The organism is Faecalicatena contorta (assembly GCF_001404335.1).
Classification (GTDB): domain Bacteria; phylum Bacillota; class Clostridia; order Lachnospirales; family Lachnospiraceae; genus Faecalicatena; species Faecalicatena contortus_B.
The window spans coordinates 131156-155252 of sequence record NZ_CYZU01000003.1 but is presented as its reverse complement, the minus strand read 5'-3'; the positions used below and the strand labels follow the sequence as shown (position 1 = coordinate 155252).

At 49.1% G+C, this 24097-nt stretch carries 14 protein-coding genes; 13 read left to right on the top strand and 1 reads right to left on the bottom strand.

Annotated elements, in window-relative coordinates:
* Nucleotides 1-334: 334 nt before the first annotated feature.
* A complete protein-coding gene (gene abc-f, locus ARB69_RS02825; RefSeq protein ID WP_083487000.1) occupies nucleotides 335-1927 on the bottom strand; it encodes a ribosomal protection-like ABC-F family protein in 1593 nt (530 codons plus the stop codon).
* Between the two features lie 632 nt (nucleotides 1928-2559).
* On the opposite strand from abc-f, the gene ARB69_RS02820 reads away from it, so the two are divergent.
* The 13 genes from ARB69_RS02820 to ARB69_RS02760 all read left to right on the top strand — a co-directional run.
* The gene (locus ARB69_RS02820) at nucleotides 2560-4275 is read left to right on the top strand and encodes a diguanylate cyclase domain-containing protein (protein ID WP_055150853.1); all 1716 of its coding nucleotides are present in this window, start codon (nucleotides 2560-2562) and stop codon (nucleotides 4273-4275) included.
* 112 nt (nucleotides 4276-4387) lie between these two features.
* Entirely contained in the window at nucleotides 4388-5095 is a 708-nt protein-coding gene (locus ARB69_RS02815) for a DUF5131 family protein (RefSeq protein WP_025655001.1), read from the top strand.
* A 63-nt stretch (nucleotides 5096-5158) separates the two neighbouring features.
* Nucleotides 5159-8521: a PD-(D/E)XK nuclease family protein gene (locus ARB69_RS02810; protein WP_055150850.1), complete on the top strand. Its 3363-nt coding sequence runs from the start codon at nucleotides 5159-5161 to the stop codon at nucleotides 8519-8521.
* On the top strand, nucleotides 8499-12206 hold the full coding sequence (locus ARB69_RS02805; RefSeq protein WP_055150847.1) for a UvrD-helicase domain-containing protein: 3708 nt from the start codon (nucleotides 8499-8501) through the stop codon (nucleotides 12204-12206). The genes ARB69_RS02810 and ARB69_RS02805 overlap by 23 nt, the downstream gene beginning before the upstream one ends.
* 20 nt (nucleotides 12207-12226) lie before the next feature.
* Nucleotides 12227-12502 carry a DUF1294 domain-containing protein gene (locus ARB69_RS02800; RefSeq protein ID WP_025655004.1) on the top strand — a complete coding sequence of 92 codons (276 nt, stop codon included), beginning with the start codon at nucleotides 12227-12229 and terminating at the stop codon, nucleotides 12500-12502.
* A 523-nt stretch (nucleotides 12503-13025) separates the two neighbouring features.
* Nucleotides 13026-13349 (top strand): PadR family transcriptional regulator, encoded by a 324-nt coding sequence (locus ARB69_RS02795; RefSeq protein ID WP_025655005.1) that lies wholly within the window; start codon nucleotides 13026-13028, stop codon nucleotides 13347-13349.
* A complete protein-coding gene (locus ARB69_RS02790; protein ID WP_055150844.1) occupies nucleotides 13346-14110 on the top strand; it encodes a DUF1700 domain-containing protein in 765 nt (254 codons plus the stop codon). Before ARB69_RS02795 ends, ARB69_RS02790 begins: the two co-directional genes overlap by 4 nt.
* 3 nt (nucleotides 14111-14113) lie before the next feature.
* Nucleotides 14114-15010, top strand: a complete 897-nt coding sequence (locus ARB69_RS02785) for a DUF4097 family beta strand repeat-containing protein (RefSeq protein WP_055150841.1) — start codon at nucleotides 14114-14116, stop codon at nucleotides 15008-15010.
* A gap of 67 nt (nucleotides 15011-15077) precedes the next feature.
* Entirely contained in the window at nucleotides 15078-15263 is a 186-nt protein-coding gene (locus ARB69_RS02780) for a PspC domain-containing protein (protein WP_025655008.1), read from the top strand.
* A gap of 389 nt (nucleotides 15264-15652) precedes the next feature.
* Nucleotides 15653-17707 (top strand): beta-galactosidase, encoded by a 2055-nt coding sequence (locus ARB69_RS02775; protein WP_055150838.1) that lies wholly within the window; start codon nucleotides 15653-15655, stop codon nucleotides 17705-17707.
* The gene (locus ARB69_RS02770) at nucleotides 17700-20348 is read left to right on the top strand and encodes a hypothetical protein (protein WP_174518396.1); all 2649 of its coding nucleotides are present in this window, start codon (nucleotides 17700-17702) and stop codon (nucleotides 20346-20348) included. The genes ARB69_RS02775 and ARB69_RS02770 overlap by 8 nt, the downstream gene beginning before the upstream one ends.
* Entirely contained in the window at nucleotides 20338-22755 is a 2418-nt protein-coding gene (locus ARB69_RS02765) for a glycosyl hydrolase family 95 catalytic domain-containing protein (RefSeq protein ID WP_055150835.1), read from the top strand. The genes ARB69_RS02770 and ARB69_RS02765 overlap by 11 nt, the downstream gene beginning before the upstream one ends.
* A 105-nt stretch (nucleotides 22756-22860) precedes the next feature.
* The coding region (locus tag ARB69_RS02760) for an ABC transporter substrate-binding protein (RefSeq protein ID WP_055150832.1) at nucleotides 22861-24097 on the top strand (1237 nt) is incomplete at its 3' end.

Genomic DNA, 24097 nt, shown 5'->3' with positions numbered 1-24097 from the left:
GGTCTCTGGGATGCGGCATTACGGCATAACAGCCTCTAATCAAAATAAAAGCCAACATGATGAACACCGCCGACAAACACGGGAATGCCGGATGCATTCCCGCTTGAGTCGGCTTGACAGCAGGACTGGCAGTCCTGCTGTCAGTTCATATGTTGGCTTTTATTTTGATGAAGAGGCTGTAATGCCATAATGAAGCATCCTAAAGACCCCTGTCACGATTCCCCACAGCTGGCGCATCCGGCAGACAGAAACCCTCCTTTACGGAAGCGCCCCATAGGCGGGAGCTGCGGATGTGTATGGGATACAAGGCACTTACAGAAAGCAGACGTTCGTATTACATAACATAGCATAATACATAACGGAAAAATAAAGCACCTTGCATCCAGCCAACATCCGCTGCCCCCGTCTGCAACCCCTCCCCATTCCGGACAGGCGTCCCCTTATCCCCCTCCAGATCCACCACCAATGTTGCCACCTTATTTTGGAATGCCTCGTCGTGTTCTACGAAGATCATTGTCGGCTGATATTCCCGCAGAAGGTTTTCAATCTGCATACGGGAGAATACGTCGATGAAGTTCATGGGCTCGTCCCAGATGAACAGATGGGCGGGTTCACAGAGGCTTTTGGCGAGCAGGACTTTCTTTTTTTGGCCCTCGCTGTACTCATCTATGTTTTTTTCAAATTGTATTCTGCTGAAATCCAGTTTTCGCAGGAGTGTTTTAAATAGGGTTTCATCCAGGTTCCATTGCGCGGCAAAATCAGTGAGGTTACCTTTTAGCCAGGAGGTGTCCTGGGAGATATACGATAGTTTCACCTGGTTTCCGAGATGCAGGCTGCCGGTATATGGAACAGGCTCCCCCAGGATTAACCTGATCAGGCTGGTCTTGCCGCATCCGTTTTTTCCTCTCAGGCAGATGCGGTCTCCCTGACGTACTGTAAAATTGATATTCTGGCAGACGGGCGTATCTTTGTAGGCGATACAGATGTCTTCCATAGAGAGCAGTACGCTTGTGTGGTAGCGCAGCGGATTGAGTTTAAGATCATCGGCTGTCTCGATGTTTTTCAGGAGATGCTCTTTTTCGGAGATCGCGTTTTGCTGCCGCTTTTGTGTGGACTTGGACCGCTTCATCATCTTGGCAGACTGGCGGCCGATATGGCCTCTGTCCGGGCGCAGGCCGGCTATACGGGTTCCGGTTTTGGTACCTTCGATTTTATCTGACCAGCGTTCGGTTCGCCGGGAAGCCTCCTCCAGGCGCCGAATATCCTGCTTTAGCTGGACATTGCGTTCCAGTTCCATTTTATCCTGCGCTTCTTTATTGGCAAACCAGGAAGTAAAGGTTCCTTTCTGTATCTCGATGTCCGCTTTATTGATGGAGAGAACATGGTCTATGCATTCGTCCAAAAAGGCACGGTCATGGGAGACCAGGATAAAGCCGCTTTTGCTGCTCAAGTACCGGGCAACTTTTTCCCGGGCTCTGATATCCAGATGGTTTGTGGGCTCATCGATGAGTAAAAATGCATTTTCTTTTAAGAACAGTGCCGCTAAAAGTACTTTTGTGCGCTCTCCGTTGCTGAGGGAAGAAAAGGGGCGGTACAGGATTTCGGGATCAGCGTCCAGCAGGTTAAGTTCTTTGCATATCTGCCAGTTCTCTGCAAGGGGATTGACATCCTCTATGATTGAAAGCGTCATTTCCTCCGGATGTTCTACCGGATAGGGAAAATATTCAAAATCTACACTGGCTGAAATCGTGCCGCTGTAGTCGTATTTCCCAAGCAGAAGATTGAGAAATGTGGTCTTTCCGCGTCCGTTTCTGCCGATAAATCCCAGCTTCCAGTCTGTGTCTATCTGAAAAGAAACATCTTCGAAGATAGGATCAAAGCTTGTATCATATGAAAAAGTTAAATTTGTTATTTGAATTCTTGACATAAGGCATACCTCCGTATCTGTGTTCTGACATATGTGATGTTCTCCCCCTCCTGCGGCGGGCAGGACAGGGATACGTAAAAAGAAAGCCGCAGAAAAGTTAATTCCTGCGGCTTCTGATCCAATATGGCAGTTCAGATACTCTGTTAAAACGCCAGTCCTCTAAACGGAGCGCGCTGAGAGCATGCGAGTCAATGACTGCTGTCTATCAAGTGAAGAGAAGCAAATGAATGAACCTTTCTGCGATTGCACAACAAAAAAACGGACCAAGTCCCCGTGTCAGCACATTTTGTTATGCGGTATAAATTAGCAGAAAAAATTCTTCATCTTAACATCTCCTATCTGTTATTTTAATCTGAAATTATCGTAGCAGATATCAATCTAAAAGTCAACGATGGGATTTTTCATGTATCATACATTTACGGGCCAGAATCTCATTTATTTTTTCTGCTGCGTGTATTTTGAAGTGCCAATAGAGATTTGGAAATATTATTTCTATGGCAATTGTTTTATAAAGGCTTTATAATATACCTACGGAGATTGAATAATACCCGTGATTGTAAAATAGCAATATATAAAATGATCAAGCGGATAAGCCAATGGTACATATAGATGCTGAATAGGAGAAGATAGAGATGAAAATGGAGAACAGTGGAAAACGGGATCAGGAACGAGACGCTATTCTGAGGCTGGTTCCCGCGGGTATGATACGGCTGGATGCACGGGATCTGTGTTCGATTTTATGGTATAATGACATTTTCCTGGAAATGATCGAATATACCAGGGAACAGTTTGAAGAGGAGCTCCATAGCCAATGCACCTATCTGCATCCGGAGGATTTCAAACGTGCAAGCGTATTGGCTGGCAATCTGACAGAGTCCGGAGAGCATGTTGTATTCGAGGTAAGGGCATATACACGCTCCAAAGCAGAAAGAATCTGGACCATATCGCTTTGTTATGTTAGTGGGGAAGACTGCGGGGACGGTATTCCGTCTTACTATAGCATCGGCCTGGACATTACGGGTGAAAGAAAGAAGATAGAGCCGCTGCAGCACATTGCGGAGAAAGATTCTTTGACCGGGATTTATAACCGTGCGGAGACAGAGAAGCAGATTAAGAGGTATATTGTGGAAAACAGTAATGCCATGGGCGCATTATTTATGATCGATACAGATAATTTTAAACAGATCAATGATACGAACGGACATATGGTCGGGGATATCGTCCTGGCTGAGATGGCGGCTGGGATGAAGGGACTGATGCGGGAAAGCGATATTGTGGGCAGAATCGGTGGAGATGAGTTTATCATTTTTATGAAGAACATTGTAACACCTAAGGATGCGGAGAAAAAGGCGGAGGATCTTCTGCGCATGTTCCGGCACTTGTTTGAGAAGGAGAAAAGTCCGGCGTGTATCACATGCAGCATCGGGGCAGCGATTTACCCCAGGGACGGGCGGACATTTAAGGAAATGTACAGAAAGGCCGACCTGGCCTTATACCAGGCAAAAAGTCAGGGGAAGAATCATTATGTCATTTATGACTGTAATAAGGCATATGAGCTGGGAATGATGGAATACAGTTCACCCAAGACAGCGATTGAATCGGAAAACAGATATGCTAAAAGCGGTGATAATCTGGCCAGGTATGTATTCCGGATTCTATATCAGGCGGAGAATGTGGATCAGGCGGTTAATGCGGTCTTAGAAGTTGTAGGGAAACAATTTGATGTAAGCAGGGCCTATGTATTTGAAAATACCAGCGATGGAAAGTATACTACGAATACTTATGAGTGGTGCAGCGAAGGCATTGAGCCGGAGATTGACAATCTGAAAAATCTTGAGTTTAAAGATTATGGTGATTATGAGAAGCTTTTTGGGGAAGATTCCATTTTTTACTGCCGTGATATTCATACCCTGAAACCTGAACAGGAAGAGCTGCTGGCCAGACAGAAAATACATTCCACCCTGCAGTGTGCCTACTGGGATGAGAAGGTTTTCAGTGGGTTTGTCGGATTTGATGAGTGTACCGGCCTGCGTTTGTGGACGCAGGAAGAGGTGAGCACACTGTCGCTGATATCCCAGGTTCTGTCCATTTTCCTGCAGAGTAAGAAGGTAAAAAAAGTAAATCAGGAGATGCAGCAGTATCAGACGGTTTTGAACAGCCTGGACGAATGTATTTACGTGGTTGAAAAGGAAGAGGGGTTATTACTGTATGGAAACAGGAAATTCAGAGAACTGTATCCGGAGTGTAAACTCGGACATTCCTGGAGTTCCGGTGGTCCTAGCTTTGAAAATCTAAATAAAATGTCAATAGTATGGGAACAGAAAGCTGCTTTTCTATGTATTGAGTGATACCAGTTCAGGCCTGCCTGAACTGTTACATTGAGTAAGCGGTGAGCGCAGGTGAGGTGACTAGAACATAGAAGGGGACGCAGACGGCGTCGGAATAAGGGGAGGCGGATTGATGGCAATGTGGAATCCGTGGCGTGGATGCCACAGAAAGAGCGAAGGATGTAAGTACTGTTATATTCATAAAGGAGATAGCAAAAAAGGGGTTGATACGGATCAGGTCGTGCGGACGGACAATTTTTATGCTCCGGTCGAGAAGAAGAAGTCCGGTGATTATAAGATGAAATCGGGTCAAACGGTATATGTCTGTTTTTCGTCGGACTTTTTGCTCGGGGATGCGGATGAATGGCGGGCAGAATGCTGGGATATGATCCGGGAGCGCCAGGATCTGCATTTTTTGTTTCTGACAAAGAGAATTGAACGGTTTCTGCAGTGTATTCCAAAGGACTGGGGAGACGGCTATGAGAATGTCACGGTGGGATGTACCATAGAGAATCAAGAGATGGCAGATGCCAGGCTGTCCATATTTTCCGTTCTTCCTATCAGGCATAAGAACATCATCTGCCAGCCTCTTATTGGCGGTATCCGGCTGGAGCAGTACCTGGAGGGCGTGGAGCTGGTCGTGGCGGGCGGGGAATCCGACAAAAATGCGCGGCCGCTGGATTATGAATGGATACTTTCTCTGCGGGAACAGTGCATCAGGGCAGGAACACATTTCGAATTCAGACAGTGCGGCACACACTTTATCAAGGACGGAAAAATGTACAGATTGGCGGTCCGGGATCTGGGGAGCCAGGCTAGGAAAGCCGGAATCAATGTATAGGGGGCAGACCCCGCCGCAAAGGGGACGAACCCCTTTGAAGTTTTTATATATTAGGAGGTATGGATGGCTTTACAATTTATTTTTGGGAATTCCGGTTCAGGAAAGTCTCATTACTTATATCAAAAGGTGATTGAAGATTCTATGAATCACCCGGACCTAAATTATCTGGTACTGGTGCCCGAGCAGTTTACGATGCAGACGCAGAAGGATCTGTGTACACTGCATCCCCGGCATGGAATCATGAATATTGATGTTCTGAGCTTCGGGCGGCTGGCGCACCGGATCTTTGAGGAGACCGGGCAGGATACGAAGCGGGTTCTGGATGATGAGGGAAAGAATCTGATTCTGCGTAAAATTGCGGGGGACTATGAAAACGAGCTGAAGGTGCTGCGCGGAAATCTGAAGAAGCAGGGCTATATCAGCGAGGTGAAGTCAGTGATCTCGGAGTTCACCCAGTATGGGATCGGGTTTGAAAAGCTGGATGAGTTTATGGAAGGGCTGGAACCGGAGAGCTATCTTTATTATAAGCTGCAGGATATCCGCAAGGTATACGAGGGATTTGAAAATTATCTTGCGGACAAGTATATCACAAAGGAAGAGCTGCTGGACGTGCTGAGCGGAGCGGTGCCCCATTCGGAACTGCTGAGACACAGTGTCGTGGTGCTGGATGGATTCACCGGCTTTACTCCGGTACAGAATAAGCTGCTGGGGGAACTGATGAGGGTATGCAGAACAGTCGCCGTCACGGCGGTGATGGATTCGCGGGAGGATCCCTATGTGTACAGCCATCCCTATCAGCTGTTTGCCCTGAGCCGTCAGATGGTGACAAGCCTTGTGCGTACCGCCCGGGAGAACCGGGTTGAGGTTGAGGATGCGGTCTGCCTGTATGAGCGGCCGTTTTACCGGTTTAAAGAGAACGAGGTGCTGGGATTTTTGGAAGCGGAGCTGTTTCGGTATTCCAAAAATCAGTATGATAAGGCACAGGAGGTCCTTTCCGTCCATATCACGCGTAATCCGAAACAGGAATCAGAATATGTGGCATCACAGATCCGGTATCTGGTGCGGGAAAAAGACCTCAGATACCGGGACATTGCGGTGATTGCGAGCGATATGAACGCTTACGCGGCCTGTCTGGAGAAAGCTTGTGACACGTATGATATTCCGATATTCATGGACCATAAAAAGAGTATTCTGCTGAATGCCTTTGTAGAATATTTGAGGAGCCTTCTCGCAATGGCGGAGCAGAGTTTTTCCTATGAGAGCGTCTTCCGGTATCTCAGGACGGGGCTTGCAGGATTTACCCGCCGGGAAATTGACCGGATGGAAAATTATGTGCTGGCCCTGGGGCTGAAAGGCTATAAAAAATGGCAGTCTGTCTGGGTGCGGCGTACCGCTGGAATGGAGGAAAGCGCGCTTGCTGAGCTAAACGGCCTGAGAGTTCGTTTTGTAGAACAGCTGGATTCTCTTGTATCTGTACTGAAGCAGAGGAACAAAACGGTAAAAGACGTGACGGAAGCAGTATATAATTTTCTTGCGGAGCAGCAGGCGCAGATCCGCCTCAAAGAGATGGAGAACCGTTTTCAGGAGCAGGGAGAACTGGCACTTGCTAAGGAATATGCCCAGGTCTACCGTATTACAATAGAACTGTTTGATAAATTCGTTGAGCTGCTGGGGGAGGAAAGAATATCACTGAAGGAATACTGCGAACTGCTGGATGCCGGGCTTGAGGAGGCCAAGGTGGGGGTAATTCCGCCGAGCCTGGACCAGGTGGTTATCGGGGATGTGGAGAGAACCCGTCTGAAGGATATCAAGGCTCTTTTTTTTGTAGGGGCGAATGATACACTGCTTCCCGGTAATCTTGGGCAGGGAGGTCTTTTGTCCGAACGGGACCGGGAGCATTTTGCCAGCCGGAAACTCAGTCTTTCCCCGGGAGCAAAAGAAAAAACCTATATTCAGAAATTTTACTTGTACATGAACCTGACAAAGCCGACGGACTATCTGTCCATTTCATTCAGCAGGGTATCAGCCGAGGGAAAAACGCTCCGGCCGGCTTACCTTGTACAGGATATACGGCGTCTCTACCCGCAGCTTAAAATCGTGGATGAAGAAATGAAAGGCGTTGCGGATATGGAGCTGACGGGCAGGACCGCTGTGGACCATCTTATCCGGGGCCTGCGGGACCGGGCGGCAGGGGTGACTGATGAGTGGAAGGAACTTTATACCTGGTATGTGAAGCACGGAGAAGAAACCGGAAAAGTACTGGATGCCGCTTTCTTTGTAAAAAAACCGGAGCGCCTTTCCCCGGCGTCTGCGGGACTGATGTACGGGGATACCTCCCGCTTCAGCGTAACCCGGCTGGAGCGGTTCGCCTCCTGTGCATATGCGCATTTTCTGAACTATGGACTGCGCCTTTCTGACAGGGAAGCATATCAGTTTGAGGCTATGGATCTGGGAAATATTGCCCACCAGTCAATGGAACGTTTTGCCAAAAAAGCAGAGATGAACCAGGTCTTGTGGACGGAAATGCCGGAAGACATGCGTGCAGAACTGATCGAGGAAAGCGTGGAGGAAAGTATTGTGGATTATGGCAACACGGTTCTTTACAGTACAGCGCGCAATGAATATATGATCACCCGTATTAAAAAGCTGATCCACCGGTCGGTGTGGGCTCTGACAGAGCAGCTGAAAAAGGGGGATTTTGTGCCGAGCGGTTATGAGATGAAGTTTGGCAGCGGGAAGATTGACCGGATTGATACCTGCGAGGACGAAGAAAAAATCTATGTAAAAGTAACGGATTATAAAACCGGCTCTAAAAGCTTTGACATTACTGCATTTTATCACGGGCTGCAGATGCAGCTGCCCGTGTATTTGAATGCGGCCATGGACATAGAACAAAGAAAGTATCCCGGGCGGGAAATTCTGCCTGCCGGCATCTTTTATTACCGCATGAAGGATCCGATCGTGGAGAAGGAGAAAAATGAAGCGGTCCTGCAGGAAAAACTTCTGAAGGAACTGAAACTGGACGGCCTTGTCAATGCGGATGAGGCAGTGATCCAGCACCTGGAAAGGGGGCTGTCGGGAACATCAAATTTAATTCCGGTAGGGAAGAATAAAGACGGAAGCCTGAACCGGTATTCCAGAGTGCTTGCTCCGGAAGATTTTCATACGCTTCTGGTTTACACAAAAAGAAAAGAGCAGGAGCTTAAGAGAAGAATCCTGTCCGGGGAGGCACAGGCCCTGCCCTATGAACTGGGGGGAGAGACGGGCTGTGATTACTGTGCGTACCGGGATATCTGCGGCTTTGATGTACGCGTTGAGGGATGTGAATATCGGAAAATGGAAAAGCTGGACAGGGAAGAAGCGGTAGAGAGAATGAGACAGGACGGAAAGGAGCAGCGGGAAAATGGACGTGAGATGGACCAGTGAACAGCAGAAAGTTATTGATTTGAGAGAGCGGAATATTCTGGTCTCGGCAGCAGCAGGCTCCGGAAAAACGGCGGTTCTTGTTGAGCGTATCATCCGGATGCTGACAGATCCGGAGAAACCTGTAGATGTGGACCGGCTTCTGATCGTGACATTCACAGAGGCGGCAGCTGCGGAGATGAAGGAACGTATCCGCGGGGCGATCGAGCAGGCGCTGGAGGAACGCCCGGAAGACGTACACCTGCAGCGGCAGGCAACCTTGATCCACAGCGCGCAGATCACAACCATTCACAGCTTCTGTCTGTCCGTAATACGGGAGCATTTTCATATCCTGGATATTGACCCGAGTTTCCGCATCGCTGAGGAGGGAGAACTAAAGCTCCTCAGACAGGATGTTCTCGATGAATTATTAGAAGCATGCTATATAAATGCGGAGACTTCGTTTCTCGAGTTTGTAGAGAAGTTCGGCACGGGCAGAAATGATAAAAAAATCGAAGAGATTATCTTAAAGCTATATGATTATTCCAGAAGTTATCCACAGCCGGAACTATGGCTGGATGCATGTGTAAGGAGTTACCGGACCGGGCAGGGTGACGGCGCCAGTACGGAGCCGGCCTGCATGGAGCGCGTGAAAGTACTGGTCCGTCAGAAAACAGGGGACATGCTGCTGATCCTGGAGGAAGGTCTGCGCCTGTGCGGGCTGCCCGATGGTCCTTATATGTATGGGGAGATGCTGGAATCTGACAGCGCAGGCCTGGAAAATCTTTTGAATCAGGAGTCTTTTGCTGGGATGCACGAAGTCGTGCAGGGTATTGCGTGGAAGCGTCTTTCAGCAAAGAAAGATGATTCTGTGGATGTGGATAAAAGGGATCAGGTGAAAGCTCTGCGTGAAAAAGTCAAGAAAATGATGAAGGATATTACCGCAATGTACTTCTATGAAGCGCCGGAAGAAATCCTGAAAGACATGGAGGAATCTGCGGATTCCATGCAGGTGCTGACAGATCTGGTGAAGCAGTTCTCCGAAGCATTTTCCCGGAAAAAGCAGAGCAAAAATATGATAGACTTCAGCGATATGGAACAATTTGCCCTGCGGATTCTGACTATTGAAGAAGAGGGAAGGCTTGTGCCTTCACTTGCGGCAGCGGAATATCAGGAACAGTTTTTGGAAGTTATGATCGATGAGTACCAGGACAGCAACCTGATACAGGAAGCTATTTTGACCAGCGTGTCTACGGTAAGCAAGGGCAGAAATAACATTTTCATGGTGGGGGATGTAAAGCAGAGCATCTACAGGTTCCGCCTTTCCAGGCCGGAACTGTTTATGGAAAAATATGAGACATACAGCCAGGAGGATAGCGACCGGCAGCGGATTGACCTGCATAAGAATTTCCGGAGCAGGGAGGAAGTGCTTGGGAGCGTCAACTTTATCTTTGAACAGATCATGCGCAGGGAGCTGGGCGGCATCTGTTATGACGAGCAGGCTGCGCTCTATCCAGGAGCTTCCTTTGAACCGCAGCTGGACGGGCAGAAAAGGAGTATTAATCGGGCGGAGCTGATCCTGGTAGATACGTCTGATGACGGCGTGGCCAGAGAAAATAATTCAAAATCAGGGCAAGGACCGGGACAGGATCCCGGGGCAGAAACAGGGGAAAAACCGGCTTCGGGAACTGTGGCTGCCGGGACAACCGGAGAATCCGGCAGAGAGAGGGAGGCCCGTGCTGTAGCACGCCGTATAAAAGAACTTCTGCTAAGCGGCCGGGTTCTGGACAAAGCATCCGGAACTTACCGGGCGCCCCGGTATAAAGATATGGTGATTCTGACCAGAAGCATCAAGGGATGGGCCGATGTCTTCGCGGCAGTGCTGGGGGAGGAAGGGATTCCCGCCTATGCCGGCAGCCGCGAAGGATATTTTGAAACTTATGAGGTGAGCGTCCTGCTGGATTACTTAAGAATTCTGGATAATTTCATGCAGGAGCTGCCGCTGACGGCTGTACTGACCTCCCCGTTTGCAGGGCTGAACGCGCAGCAGCTGGCGGACATCCGCAATGCATATCCGGAACTTCCCTATTATGAGGCAGTCCTGGAGTATGCACATGCCGAAGAGCAAGGCGGAGATCTCCGAAAGCTTCTGCAGGCATTTCTGGAAAAATTGGAATATTTCCGGGAAATGGTTCCTTATACTGCAATACATGATCTGCTCTGGAAGATTATCGAAGATACGGGCTACGGCCTTTATATCGCATCCATGCCGGGCGGGGCGCAGCGTGAAGCAAATGTGGAAATGCTGGTGGAAAAGGCATCTGCATTTGAAGGCACGAGCTATAAAGGGCTCTTTAACTTTGTACGCTACATTGAACAGCTGAAGAAGTACGATGTTGACTTTGGGGAAGCCAATATAGCCGATGAACAGTCTGATACGGTGCGGATTATGACGATCCACAAGAGTAAGGGCCTGGAATTTCCCATTGTATTTGTATGCGGTATGGGGAAACAGTTCAATACCCAGGATGTAAAAGGAAGTATCGTAATACATCCGGAGTGGGGCGTTGGTATAGACGCAATTAATCTGGAAAAAAGAACCAGGATTTCTACTATATTAAAGAAGGTAATCCAGGAAGAGATTACCAGAGAAAATCTGGGGGAGGAACTGCGGGTACTCTATGTGGCCCTAACCAGAGCAAAGGAAAAGCTGATCATGACGGGTGGGCTGCCCCATGCCGGAGAAGTGCTTGAGCAATATCGGGCAGAGCAGGCTGCAGGCGGTAAGACCCTGCCCCTGCCGTATTATGTGCTTTCTGGTGCGCGCACCTATTTGGACTGGATACTCCCGCTGATTCCACGGATTACGGACGAGGTCCCGCTGGAAGTTGCGATTACAGACTGTCTGGACACCGCCGCCGCAGATACGGTGGAACAGCAGGCAGAAAGCCTGGCGAGAGATGTCCTGGAGCACTGGAACACGGAACATATCTATCACAAAGCACTTCATGAGAGACTGCCCGAACAGCTGGAGTATACGTATCCCTATGGGCAGGAGCAGAAACTAAAGCTTAAATTCACGGTATCCGAGCTGAAAAAGCGTGCCTATCTCTCGGAGGAATCGGGAGAAGAATTATACGAAGAACCGGATATCGTGCCGCTTCTTCCGGAATTTCTCAAGGAATCAGCCGAGCTTACGGGGGCATCCAGGGGAAGTGCATATCATAAACTACTGGAATTACTGGACTTTTCCCTGGATTACGATGCGGATACTCTGGAAAAAGAAATTACCGACCTGCAGGCGGAGGGAAAACTGTCGGACGAGATGGCAGAATGCATCCGCATTCCGGACATACTGGCCTTTTTACACTGTGAGAGTGGACTGCGTATGCACAATGCGGCCCGGAATCGCCAGCTGAAAAAAGAACAGCCATTCGTTCTGGGAGTGGACGCCCGTGAAATCTACCCCGGCCAAGCCACTGAAGAGACGATCCTGGTACAGGGTATCATCGATGTATACTTCGAGGAAGCCGGAGAGCTGGTCGTACTGGATTACAAAACAGACAAAGTAAAAACAGCCCGTGAGCTGCAGGAAAAATATCATGCCCAGCTGGACTACTATGCCCAGGCGCTGGAACAGCTTCTGGGAAAAAAAGTAAAGGAAAAAATCATCTATTCCTTCACACTGGAAAAAGAGATACAAGTATAAAAATAAAGAAGGAGTGTGCCATGAACTATCCTTATATTACAACAGCAATCATCATCATAAACGTCATCGCATTCCTTACCTATGGGGATGATAAAAGAAGGGCGCAAAAAAACAAATGGAGGATCCCGGAAAAAACCCTGATCCTCCTGGCGCTGCTTGGCGGATCCCCGGGAGCGCTGCTAGGTATGCAGATCTTCCATCACAAAACAAGAAAACCCCTATTCCGAATCGGAATCCCCTGCATTATGATGCTGCAGGCAGCGGGAATAGTAATATATTGGAGCAGTGCAGCATAAATAGCATACCTAAAAAACTATCTCCTCCCAGCACTAAACGCAACCGCCATTCTCCATCCACTGCGCCCCCAATACCTCCCACAAAATTTTTTCCCGATCGGATGAGCCAGCCGCGGGAACCGGACATAGGGGGGGCGGAAGCATGGGGATGGCTGTTAGAGGCAGTTAAGTAAAATAGAACGAAAACCGGGGTGATTCTTTTGATACCGAATCAAAAGAATCCCTGGACCCAGCGCGCGAAGCCCCCATAAGGGCTTCGGGTGATGTGTCCAGGCTGCCCCGGTTTTCGTTCTATTTTACTTTACTGCATCTTACAGCCATACCCCGCCTCCACCACCCCTATGTCCGGTTCCCGCGGCGTCCCCATACCATCCCAAAAATTCCCCCGAAAGAATACAATAATGGTTGACAGGTGATATTATATATCGTATAATATAGAAAAGTTAATAATATTGATGAAATAGTAATATTAACAATTTCATAATATTAACAGTATCATAATATTATAAAAAGGAGTGATAACATGGTATTTAACACCGGAGCAGCACTGCTGGATGCAATTGTGCTTGCAGTTGTATCACGGGAGAAAGAAGGGACGTATGGTTATAAGATAACCCAGGATGTCCGCCGGGTTATTGAAGTATCGGAATCTACACTATACCCTGTGCTCAGACGGCTGCAGAAAGACGAATGTCTGGAAGTATATGACAGGCAGTTTGATGGGAGAAACAGGAGATACTACAAAGTAACAGAAAAAGGAATGGCTCAGCTGAATTTATACAGAATAGAGTGGAAGAATTATTCCAGTAAGATTAACGAGATATTTGAGGGAGGTGTTACGGCATGAATCGAAACGAATTTATGGAAAAACTTGAAAGATTGCTCACCGGCATTCCTGTAGATGAGCGGGAAGCAGCGCTGCAGTATTATACCGATTATTTTGAGGATGCCGGAGAGGAGCACGAAGCGGAAGTCATCAGCGAACTTGGCAGCCCGGAAAAGGTTGCAGCTACGATCAAAGCGGATTTAAAGGGCGGAAGCAGTGAAAACGGTGAATTTACAGAGAACGGTTACAGCGATTCCAGATTTGAGAAAAAAGAGAATCCCGCAACAAGAGAGAATACTTATAAAAAGGCTGAGGGCGGTTACAGCTATCGGAGTACATCCGGGAATGAGTCCTATGGAGGATCTTCCTATACAGACTATGATGATGGTAGTGAGAGACCCAGAACCAGCAAGACGCTTAAGATCATACTGGTGATTCTGATTTGTCTGGTAGTGATTCCGTTTGCATTCCCTGTACTGATCGGGATTGCAGCTTTGATTATCGGAATCGTGTGCGCCGCATTTGGATTGTTCGCAGGCCTTGTTGTCGGCTCCGTTGCCCTGATGCTTTCCGGTATTGTTGTTTTTGTATTCGGCCTGGCAAAGCTGCTGATTGCTCTTCCTACAGCACTTTTGACCTGCGGTTCCGGATTAATTATATTTGTACTGGGACTTATTGCTACCGTGGCAACCGTAAGACTTTGCATGGTTATTTATCCGGCTATGTGCAGAATCATTGTAAATATCTGCCGCTGGCCATTTCACAGAAGGGTGGTGTCTTAAACAATGAGAAGAGGGTGGAAGATTTTTTGGATTGTATGTGCGTCAATTGCAGGCATTGGACTCGTACTTTGTGTGACGGGCGCCGGAATGGGGGCGACTCTTTCGGGCATCGGAGAGGTGTATGCTTCAGACCGTTGGTTCTACTGGGATGACTGGCAGAGATGGAATGGTTATGATGATAATGACTTGGAAGATCTGGATGACTTAGAGACGGCCGGAGAGCATTATACTCAGGGCAGTGAAGAATATGTATCCAATTTTAAGGAAATACAGTCCATTGATATAGAGGTAACCTATGTGGAGATCGATATTAGAAGATACAGCGGGGATACCATTACAGTAGATACCAGCCAGCTGAACAGCAAATTGAGAAATAATCTGATCATGGGGACAGAGGACCACGAACTCTTTATTGAAACAAAGAATCATAGTATATGGAAACAGATTGGAAGACATAATTCCGGGGCCGTGGTCATTCAGATTCCGGAGGACAGCGGTCTTACAGAGGCATCCTTCGATATCGGGGCAGGATTGTTGAAAATTGAAAGCATTGAGTCAGGAGAGCTGGATATCAATGTAGGCGCAGGCCAGGCTGTGATTAAAAGCTTTGAGGCAGGAGAGCTGGACGTGGAATGTGGTGCAGGCCAGACGACTCTAAAAGGAAAAGTAAATCAATCTGCGGACATTCACTGTGGTGTTGGCGAACTTAAAATGACACTGTATGGTAACCAGGACGATTACGACTATGATCTGAAATGCGGAATCGGTGAACTTACCGTTGGAGATTACAGCTATGCAGGTCTTGGAAGTGAACGTAAATTAGATAATGGAACAGGCAGACCGATGAAGATCGACTGCGGCATCGGAAGAGTGGAAGTCAAATTCAACGAAGATTTTTAAAAAGTAACGCTAAGCATCATTTAGACCAATAAGGCAGTAAATCTATAATAAAATAGGAGGAATTATTATGGAACCAAAAAAATTATACCGTTCAAGAAACAACCGCATGATTTGCGGAGTGTGCGGAGGTGTCGCAGAATATTTCAACATAGACGCAACTCTGATACGTTTGCTTTTGGTACTCTTAGGCTGCACAGGCAGCGGTATTGTGGCATATTTTATAGCTGCAATCATAATCCCTGACGAGAAGTAAAGATAGAATATCAATCGTAACAGTTTAGGTCTGCCTGGACTGTTACGATCAATTAATGAGCCATACAAAATAAGGCTGGATTTATAAAAGCAGCCTTATTTTGTGTGGCTTATTTTTTCTCTTATAGGAAAGTTCGCCTATAAGAGAAAAAAGCCTTCCAGGCGGGATGCGCACGCCGCCACTTCCGCTGCCTGTCCGTTTAGTTATACCACTGAAAATCTTTTATGACATAAACTTTCTACATAAACAATCTGTGAATCCTTCATGTGAATCCGTTCCGGCTGCGTTTATACTAAAATTGATCTTTTATCTTTTAAAACAAAAATGCCTTAAATATACCGCAAAAGTGGTGGAAAGGTGAAAAAAGAAGAAGCAGAGGAGGAAAAGTTATGAACAAGACAGCTATACCGCCGATTTCCTTTGGCGTGGATTATTACCCAGAGCATTGGCCGAAGGAGCGCTGGGCAAAGGATATCAGGCTGATGAAGGAGATGGGGATCCAGGCAGTGCGTATGGGCGAGTTTTCCTGGAGCCGTTTTGAGCCGGAACCCGGAGTCTACCAGTTCGGATGGCTGGATGAAATCATTGAAATGCTGAAACAGGCAGGCATCTATACCATACTGGGCACCCCTACTGCGGCGCCTCCGGCCTGGCTGATCGGGGAGGATCCGGAGATACTTCCCATGGACTCCCGCGGGGAGCGTAAGGGATTCGGCGGCCGCCATCACGACTGCATGAGCAATCATCATTATCGGAGTGCGATCCGGTTATTAGTGGAGAGAATGGCCGGGCAGTACAAGGATGAGCCATGGGTAATCGGCTGGCAAATTGATAATGAGCTGGGAAACAGCCATGAAGATCTGTGCATGTGCCCAAGCTGCGAGAGAAGCTTCCAGCGCTGGCTGAAAGTAAAGTATAAGAATGTTTCGGAGTTGAATGCTGCATGGGGTACCGTGTTCTGGAGCCAGGAATATAACGACTTTTCCCAGATCCCCGCGCCAAGGACAGTGCCGACCATGCACAGCCCATCTCTGGAACTGGACTGGAAACGGTTCACCTCCGACCTGGTCAATGATTTCCTGAAGATGCAGGCAGATATCATCCGGGAGATCTCTCCGGATAAGATGATTACCCACAATCTAATGGGATTTTATGATAAAACGGACTATTTTGAAATGGCAGAGAACCTGGACATTGCGGGCAATGACCAATACCCGACGGGATACTATTTTGAGCAGCCGGGGCAGCCTGCATGGGAAGTGGCAGCCTGTTATGATTTTATCCGCAGCGTCAAAAAACAGCCTTTTTGGATGCTGGAGATGCAGGCAGGGGCCACGGGGGGCAAACTGATCGGCAGGACTCCGCAGCCGGGGCAGTTGAATCTCTGGACCTCGCAGAGCGTAGCGCATGGAGCGGACGCAATTGTCTATTTCCGATGGAGGAACTGCCTTTATGGAACGGAACAGTATTGGCATGGGATTCTGCCGCACAGCGGTGTCCCGGGCAGAACTTACCGGGAACTGCAGGAAACGATCCGAACGCTGAAGCCGGTGATGGAGGAGATGAAGGGAAGCATGCCGGTGAGACAAGCGGCGATACTCTTCTCCTATGAGCAGGACTGGGCGCTTCAGGTGCAGCCCCATCACCCGGATTATTCTTACCTGTACCAGGTGCAGCAGTTTTACAGATGGTGTTACGAGGCAGGCATAGCGGTTGACTTCATACGGGAAGGCGAGCCAATGGAGATGTATCCTTTGGTATTTGCCCCGCTTCAGTATCTCTCGTCCCCGGAGCAGGCGGAGAGGCTGGAACGCTATGTGGAATCCGGGGGAAACCTGGTAATGTCGGTGCGTTCGGGAGTGAAAGACCGCTGCAACGCATGCCTTCCCGGTATACTTCCCGGGCCGTTTAGAAAGCTGCTGGGAATTACGGTTCCCGAGTACGACTGCATGTGGGCGGAAGAGTCCGGTCTGGCAGCAGCGCCCCGGGCAGGGGATAAACAAGAAAACCGGAAAGAACAAGACAGAGAAAGCAGGGAAGGTTCTGTTGGAAAAGGCGCCATCTGGTGTGACTGTATCTGCCCGGAGGGAGCGGAGCCGGTTCTTCTGTATGAGACAGGGATGTACAAAGGGAAACCTGCAGTCACCGTACATACGTACGGCAGTGGTAAAGCATGGTACATCGGATGCGTTCCGGATGAAGCGGCGGGAGAATGGATCATGAAGCAGGTTGGCAGGGAATGCGGCTTTATGCTCAGGAATACCTGGGGCGGGCCGGTTGAATATGCGGTGAGGCAGAATGACAGGGAGGCCTTTTTGTTTGTGATGAATCATTCCGGCAGGGAACAGACAGCTGACATACCTGAGGAATGGGGGGCGCAGAGGCAGTGCTGTCTGCAGCCTTATGAAGTAAAAATATGGAAAAGGTGCAGGGATCATGAGTAATAACAGATTAGAGCAGGTATTGCAGGGCAAAGCGGGTAACACAATCTATCCGTTTTTCTGGATGCACGGTGAGGATCATAAGGTATTAAGGGAAGAACTGGATAAAATCTATGACTGCAATATACGCGGAATCTGCATTGAAGCCAGGCCCCATCCGGACTTTGGGGGGACGTCCTGGTGGTCAGATATGGATTTTATTATGGAATATGCAAAAGAGCATGACATGAAGCTATGGCTCCTGGATGACGACCATTTTCCAACAGGGCATGCAAACGGTGCATTTGAAGGCGGATTGAACGAGTTGTCAAATCAGTTTCTTACCTGCTGGTCAACGGATGTCCTGGGGCCGGTAAGACAGGCTGCGCTTCCTGCGGGAGCGGTGCTGAAAGAAGGAGAAGAGCTGGTTGGGGCAGTGCTTTCGCCCCGGACGGATTCCGGCAGTACGGAACTGGACTTGTCCAAAAGCCTTGACGTGACGGGGAAGATCAAAGACGGTTGGCTTCGGATCGATGTGCCGGAAGGGCTTCACCGGGTGGTTTTGTTCTATACAACCCATGAAGGGAATGGAAAACTAAATTATTTTAATATCCTGGATTCGAAATCCGTAAAAGTGCTGATAGAGCAGGTATATGAGCCGCATTACAGGCATTATGGAAAGGAATTCGGCGGCACCTTCGAAGGGTTCTTTTCGGATGAGCCGGAATTTGGCAATCTTCCGGGGTATGATTTTCAGGCAAGGCTTGGGGAAAAGATGAAATTTATTCCGTGGAGCGGAGAACTTTCCGACAGGCTGCGGGAAAAATGGGAAGTGGATTTTGTGAATCATCTCCCGGCTCTTTGGTACCCGTGCGGTGACAGGACAAAAACCATACGGTACGAATATATGGATGCGGTGACAAAACAATTAAAAACCGCATTTTCAGATCAGATCCATGACTGGTGCAGTGAGAGGGGTGTTCTGCATGTCGGTCATATTATAGAGGATGACAATTCCCACGGGCGTCTGGGATGCAGCACCGGCCACTATTTCAGAACCATGTCCTCCTTTGATATGGGAGGGATCGATGTCGTGCTGCTGCAGGTAATGCCGGGGATGGATCAGGAAACCCATCAGTGGGTGGCTTCTGACCGGGATGGAGAGTTCTTCCATTACGGACTTGGAAAGCTGGGGAGTTCTGCGGCGCATATTAACCTGCTGCATCAGGGCAGGGCGATGTGTGAGATATTTGGCGCGTTTGGATGGCAGGAGGGCGTATCCCTGATGAAATGGCTGGCGGATCATATGCTGGCCAGGGGGATCAATTACTTCGTACCGCATGCATTTTCACCGGAAACATATCCGGATCCGGACTGCCCGCCTCATTTCTATGCAGGAGGCAGACATATGCAGTATCCGTATTTTCAGAAATTAATGGAATATGTGAACCGTATGGGGCATTTGCTGAGCGGAGGGAGGTATCCTGCGCGGGCCGCGGTATTGTATCATGCGGACGCGGAATGGTCCGGAGAGGATGCGCAGTTGTACCAGAAACCGCTGCGCAGCCTGATGGAGCACCAGATCGATGCAGATGTGATTCCATGCGATGTATTTTCCGGTACGGGCGGGTATGAAACACAGTATGGGAACACATTGAAAGTGGGTTCACAGGAGTATGAATGCCTGGTAATTCCGGCCATGAAATTTCTGCCCGAAGAGACTTTAAAAGGGGTGGAACAATGGATGCGGCTGGGAGGCCGGGTACTCTGCATCGACAGGGCGCCGGATGCGGATAATGCCTTTATCAGCATGGTGGAGACAGTTTCGCTCACGGAACTCCCCGGGAGGGTGATGGAACTGATTCATCCGAGTCTGGTCATACAGGGAGGGAATAAAAAGCTCCGAACCTATCCATATGAAAATGATTACGGGACAGCCCTTCTTTGTTTTAATGAAGCTGTGGCAGAGAAACAGAAATTCACAGTCTGCCAAAAGGGGGAAGAGCCGGCATATGCTGTGCGCTATGACGGACTCGAAAACAAATGCTATGAGTTGAAACGAAATGCGGAGGGAAATGCAGTTCTAAGCCTGGAGCCAGGTGAGGCAGCGGTCTGCCTTTTCCTGCGGGAAGAAATCCCGGCGGAAACACAGGGACAATGGGAAGAAAGTGAAAGAATAGAAAGCATATGGGAGATCTATGCGGCGGACAGCAGGGCAGAAGAGCCGGTGCTGCTCAGGCGTGGGAATTCTGGGGTGCTTGAGGATCTGAATCCATGGCTGGCGTCAGAAAAATTCAACGGCCAGATCATTTACCGAACCGTGGTATCTGCGGATCAAGCGGTACAGAGAAAAATAACCATACCGCAGCCAGTGGATGTATGTGAAATCCAACTCAACAAAGAACCGGTGAAAATGCTGATCGGCCCGCCCTACACGGCAGAACTGGAGCTTGCAGAGGGAGAGAATGTGCTGGAACTTTATTTTCCGGTGACACCGGTATATGAGAGCGGGGATGCATGGTCTGCCCTGACAGTGCTGAAACCATTTGGCCTGCAGGAAACACCGGTACTGTCTGAAAAGGCGGGAAAGGGGTCAGACCCCTCTGCAAAAGGGTCAGACCCCTTTGCACAAAAAACGGGGAAAGGAAGAGACTATGAAAACTAAAAACCAGACATTATGGTATACAAAGCCGGCAAAAGATTTTACCCAGGCGCTGCCGCTCGGAAACGGACATCTTGGGGCTATGGTATACGGGGGATTTCCCCGGGAGCGCATCTCTCTGAACCTGGATACTTTGTGGTCCGGCTGCCCGGGACATTGGCGGGGGCAGCAGAAGATCCCGCAGGAAATGCTGGGGGAGGCCAGAAGACTTTTAAAGGACGGCGCGTACTGGGACGCGCAGAAGCTGATCCAGGAGCATATGCTGGGGTGTAATAATGAATCCTATCTGTCGGCAGGGCGGCTGGAGCTGCAGTTTGGGACTGATGCAAAATACGATGCCTGTGACAGGCGTCTGCACTTGGATGAAGCCGTAACGCGGACGGTCTGGGAGTTCAAGGGGCAGAAGGTAAGAGAAGAGGTTTTTGTCTCGGCAGTACAAAACGGGATGTATATCCGGATTCATACAGAAGGCGCGCCGCTCTCAGTTACGATCTCCCTGCATACCCCATTAAAAGTGCTAAAGAATGAGGCAAAGACGCAAGGGCTGTTATTATGGGCACAGGCGCCTTCCCATGTAGAGCCAAACTATGTATCCAGCAGCGACCCGATTCTGTACGACGAAGAAAAGCCGGGCATGAAATACGGCCTTTTTATTGGGGTTAATGAATGTGACGGCCTGATCAGGGAGAATGAAGGGGAGATCTGCATTCAGGATTTTACCTGCCTGACCTTGTTCTTATCAGGTAAAACCGGATATGAAGGTTACGGAAGCCCCCTGTGCACACAAGACGAACTCTTGGTTCATTGCCTGGAGGAGCGGTGGGAACAGGCAAAGCTTACATCCTATGAGGAGCACTTCCGGGAGCATACGCGGGAACATCAGCGGCTTTATCTTCGGACTGTCCTGGAATTAGAGGGCGGGGAAGAGGCGGAGCAGCGGCCGACGGATGAGCGCCTGGAGATGGTAAGAAGTGGAAGCGTCGATTCGGGCCTTTCCGTGCTATTATTCCATTACGGAAGATACCTGATGCTCTCTTCCTCAAGGCCGCTGGACGCTATGGTACAGCCGGCGAACCTCCAGGGTATCTGGTGTGAGGACGTGCGGTCCGTGTGGAGCAGCAACTGGACCGTGAATATCAATACCCAGATGAATTACTGGATCTGCGGGCCCGGAAATCTGCCGGAGTGTGAGATCCCGCTGATTCAGATGATAAAAGAACTTGCAGACGCGGGACAGGAAGCGGCGGCGAACTTAAACTGCCGCGGCTTTGCGATCCACCACAATATCGATCTGTGGCGGCAGTGTATTCCGGCGCTGGGAGAAGTAAAGTGGGCGTACTGGCCTATGGGAGGTCTTTGGCTCACAACCCATCTTTACCGGCACTATCTCTATACAGGGGATCCGGAGTATCTGGCGGAGATCTATCCCGTATTTCAAGCATGTGCGGCGTTTATCTTAGATTATTTATATCAGGAGGACGGGGTATACCAGTCATGTCCCTCCACCTCTCCGGAAAATACATTTTATGATGACCAGGGAAGAGAATGCGCCGCCTGTGTGTCCTCCACGATGGACATTGTTCTGATCCGGGAAGTTCTCTTGGACCTGCTGGAAATCGAGAAGATCCTGCGGGGAACACAGCCAGTAAGCAGGCAGTGCCAGGAGGCCGGACATGTACTGGATGCGCTTCCGGAATTTCAGATCGGCAGCAAGGGACAGCTGCTGGAATGGAGGAAAGAATACAGGGAAGCAGATCCGGGCCACCGGCATTTTGCACATTTGATTGGTTTTCATCCCTTCAACCAGATCAATAGTGAAGATACTCCCGGGCTTGTGGAGGCTGTTAAGAAGAGCCTGGAGATCAGGCTGAATGGGAGAAAGCAGTATATCGGCTGGAACTGCGCCTGGCTGATCAACTTTTCGGCAAGGCTGAAGGATCCGGACAGTGCATGGGAATACGTGGAACAGATGTTGAAATACTCGGTTTATGATAATTTATTCGACCTGCACCCGCCTCTGGGAGAAAATGAAGGGGAACGTGAAATCTTCCAGATCGATGGAAACCTGGGAGCGGCAGCAGGGATGGCCGAATTCCTTGTTCAGTGCCTTGGCGGAAAGATTTATCTGCTCCCCGCACTGCCGAAAGCATGGAAAAGCGGCCGTGTAAAGGGAATTGGCGCACCGGGCAGCCTCGGGATATCCTTGGAGTGGGAAGAGGGGGCTCTTACAGGCGGCGGCCTGTGCGCTGGAAGAGATGGGCGGGCCGTGATCGTATGTTCCATTCCTTTTGTAATTCGTGGGGAGAATGGCGGCGCTTTGGGACGCGCCCTGCCGGTAACGTCAGGCTGGGAGGCTGAAATTGATCTGAAAGCGGGCGTAAAATACAGCATTGTCCGGGAGTATATTTGAAAAGTGCAAGTTGTTCCTGTGAAAAGTGCATGTGAAAAAGAAGGCAGCCCGATTATAATCTAATCATCAGTAAAGGAAAGGTACAGGAGAAGAAAGGAGAAGGTTATGAAAAAGAGAAGAGTAATGCCAATGCTGATGGCAGGAATTTTTACAGTATCAGCAATCCTCGGAGGATGTTCCCAGGGCGGGGACGATAAAGGTGCGGACGCACAGAAAGGTTCCGGGAGCAGTAAACAGGAAACCGATGCCAATATTTACGAGTACACCAAAGACGATCTGGACGGAAGAACCATTTCACTGGTTACTTCACAGGATTGGTGGAAAGACGGAATGCAGGCGCTGGTGGACGAATACAAAGAGGAGTTTGGAGTCAAGATCCAGGTGGAGATCCTGCCAAGCGATACCGCATCCGAGGTCATCAAATCCAAGTTTACCACAAAAGAACTTCCGGACATCATCATGAACTCCGCATCACCGGCCGAGCTGACTTATATGAACGCCTCCCAGAATCTGGAGGATCTGACGGAGGAACCATGGGTGGAAAAACTGAACAGCATCGACGGATTTGTGGACACAGACGGAAGACTTTACGGCTGCCCGCTGGCAGCACAGGATTACTGGGGCTTCTGTGTAAACAGAGAGGTGTTCGAGAAATGCGGGCTGGATATCCCGGAATCCAAAGAAGATCTTGTAGATTCCTTTCAAGTGCTGCAGGAAAAAGGCTATACCCCATTTTACTTTGGCGCAGGAGATTCCTGGATGTGCGGCAATATCACAAGCTCAGGTGTCTATGCGGACAATCAGAAGGATCCTGATCTGATCAAAAAGTTTAATACAAACGAGATGAACTACGGTGACAGCGAAAGCTTCAATGCAATGCTGCAGGATTTGTATGACTGGTCGAAAGACGGCTATTTTGGAAAAAATCCAATGGCACAGTCCTGGGACGGACAGTTTGCGGCGGTTGCAGACAATGAATGCGGCGTTCTGATCGGACTGACATCCTGGTTCAATGAGATCAATGCAAAATATGGAGAAGGAACAGCGGACAAACTGACCATGATCCCCTATTACATTGGAGAAAACGATACGATCTACCAGTCCACCAGCACACAGTTCTATATTCCAAAGGGTGGGAAAAATATAGACGTGAGCAAGCACTTTATTAACTGGTGTGCAAAAGATGAAAATTTGCAGGCATTCTATGATTCCATCGGAGCGGTTTCTCCGTTCAACGGTATAGAGCCAAGCCAAATGACGGCGCCGACGAAAGAGCTCCTGGACAAATTAAGCGACGGAACTTATGGCGTGCATGTATCACACAATTCCGTGATACAGGGGC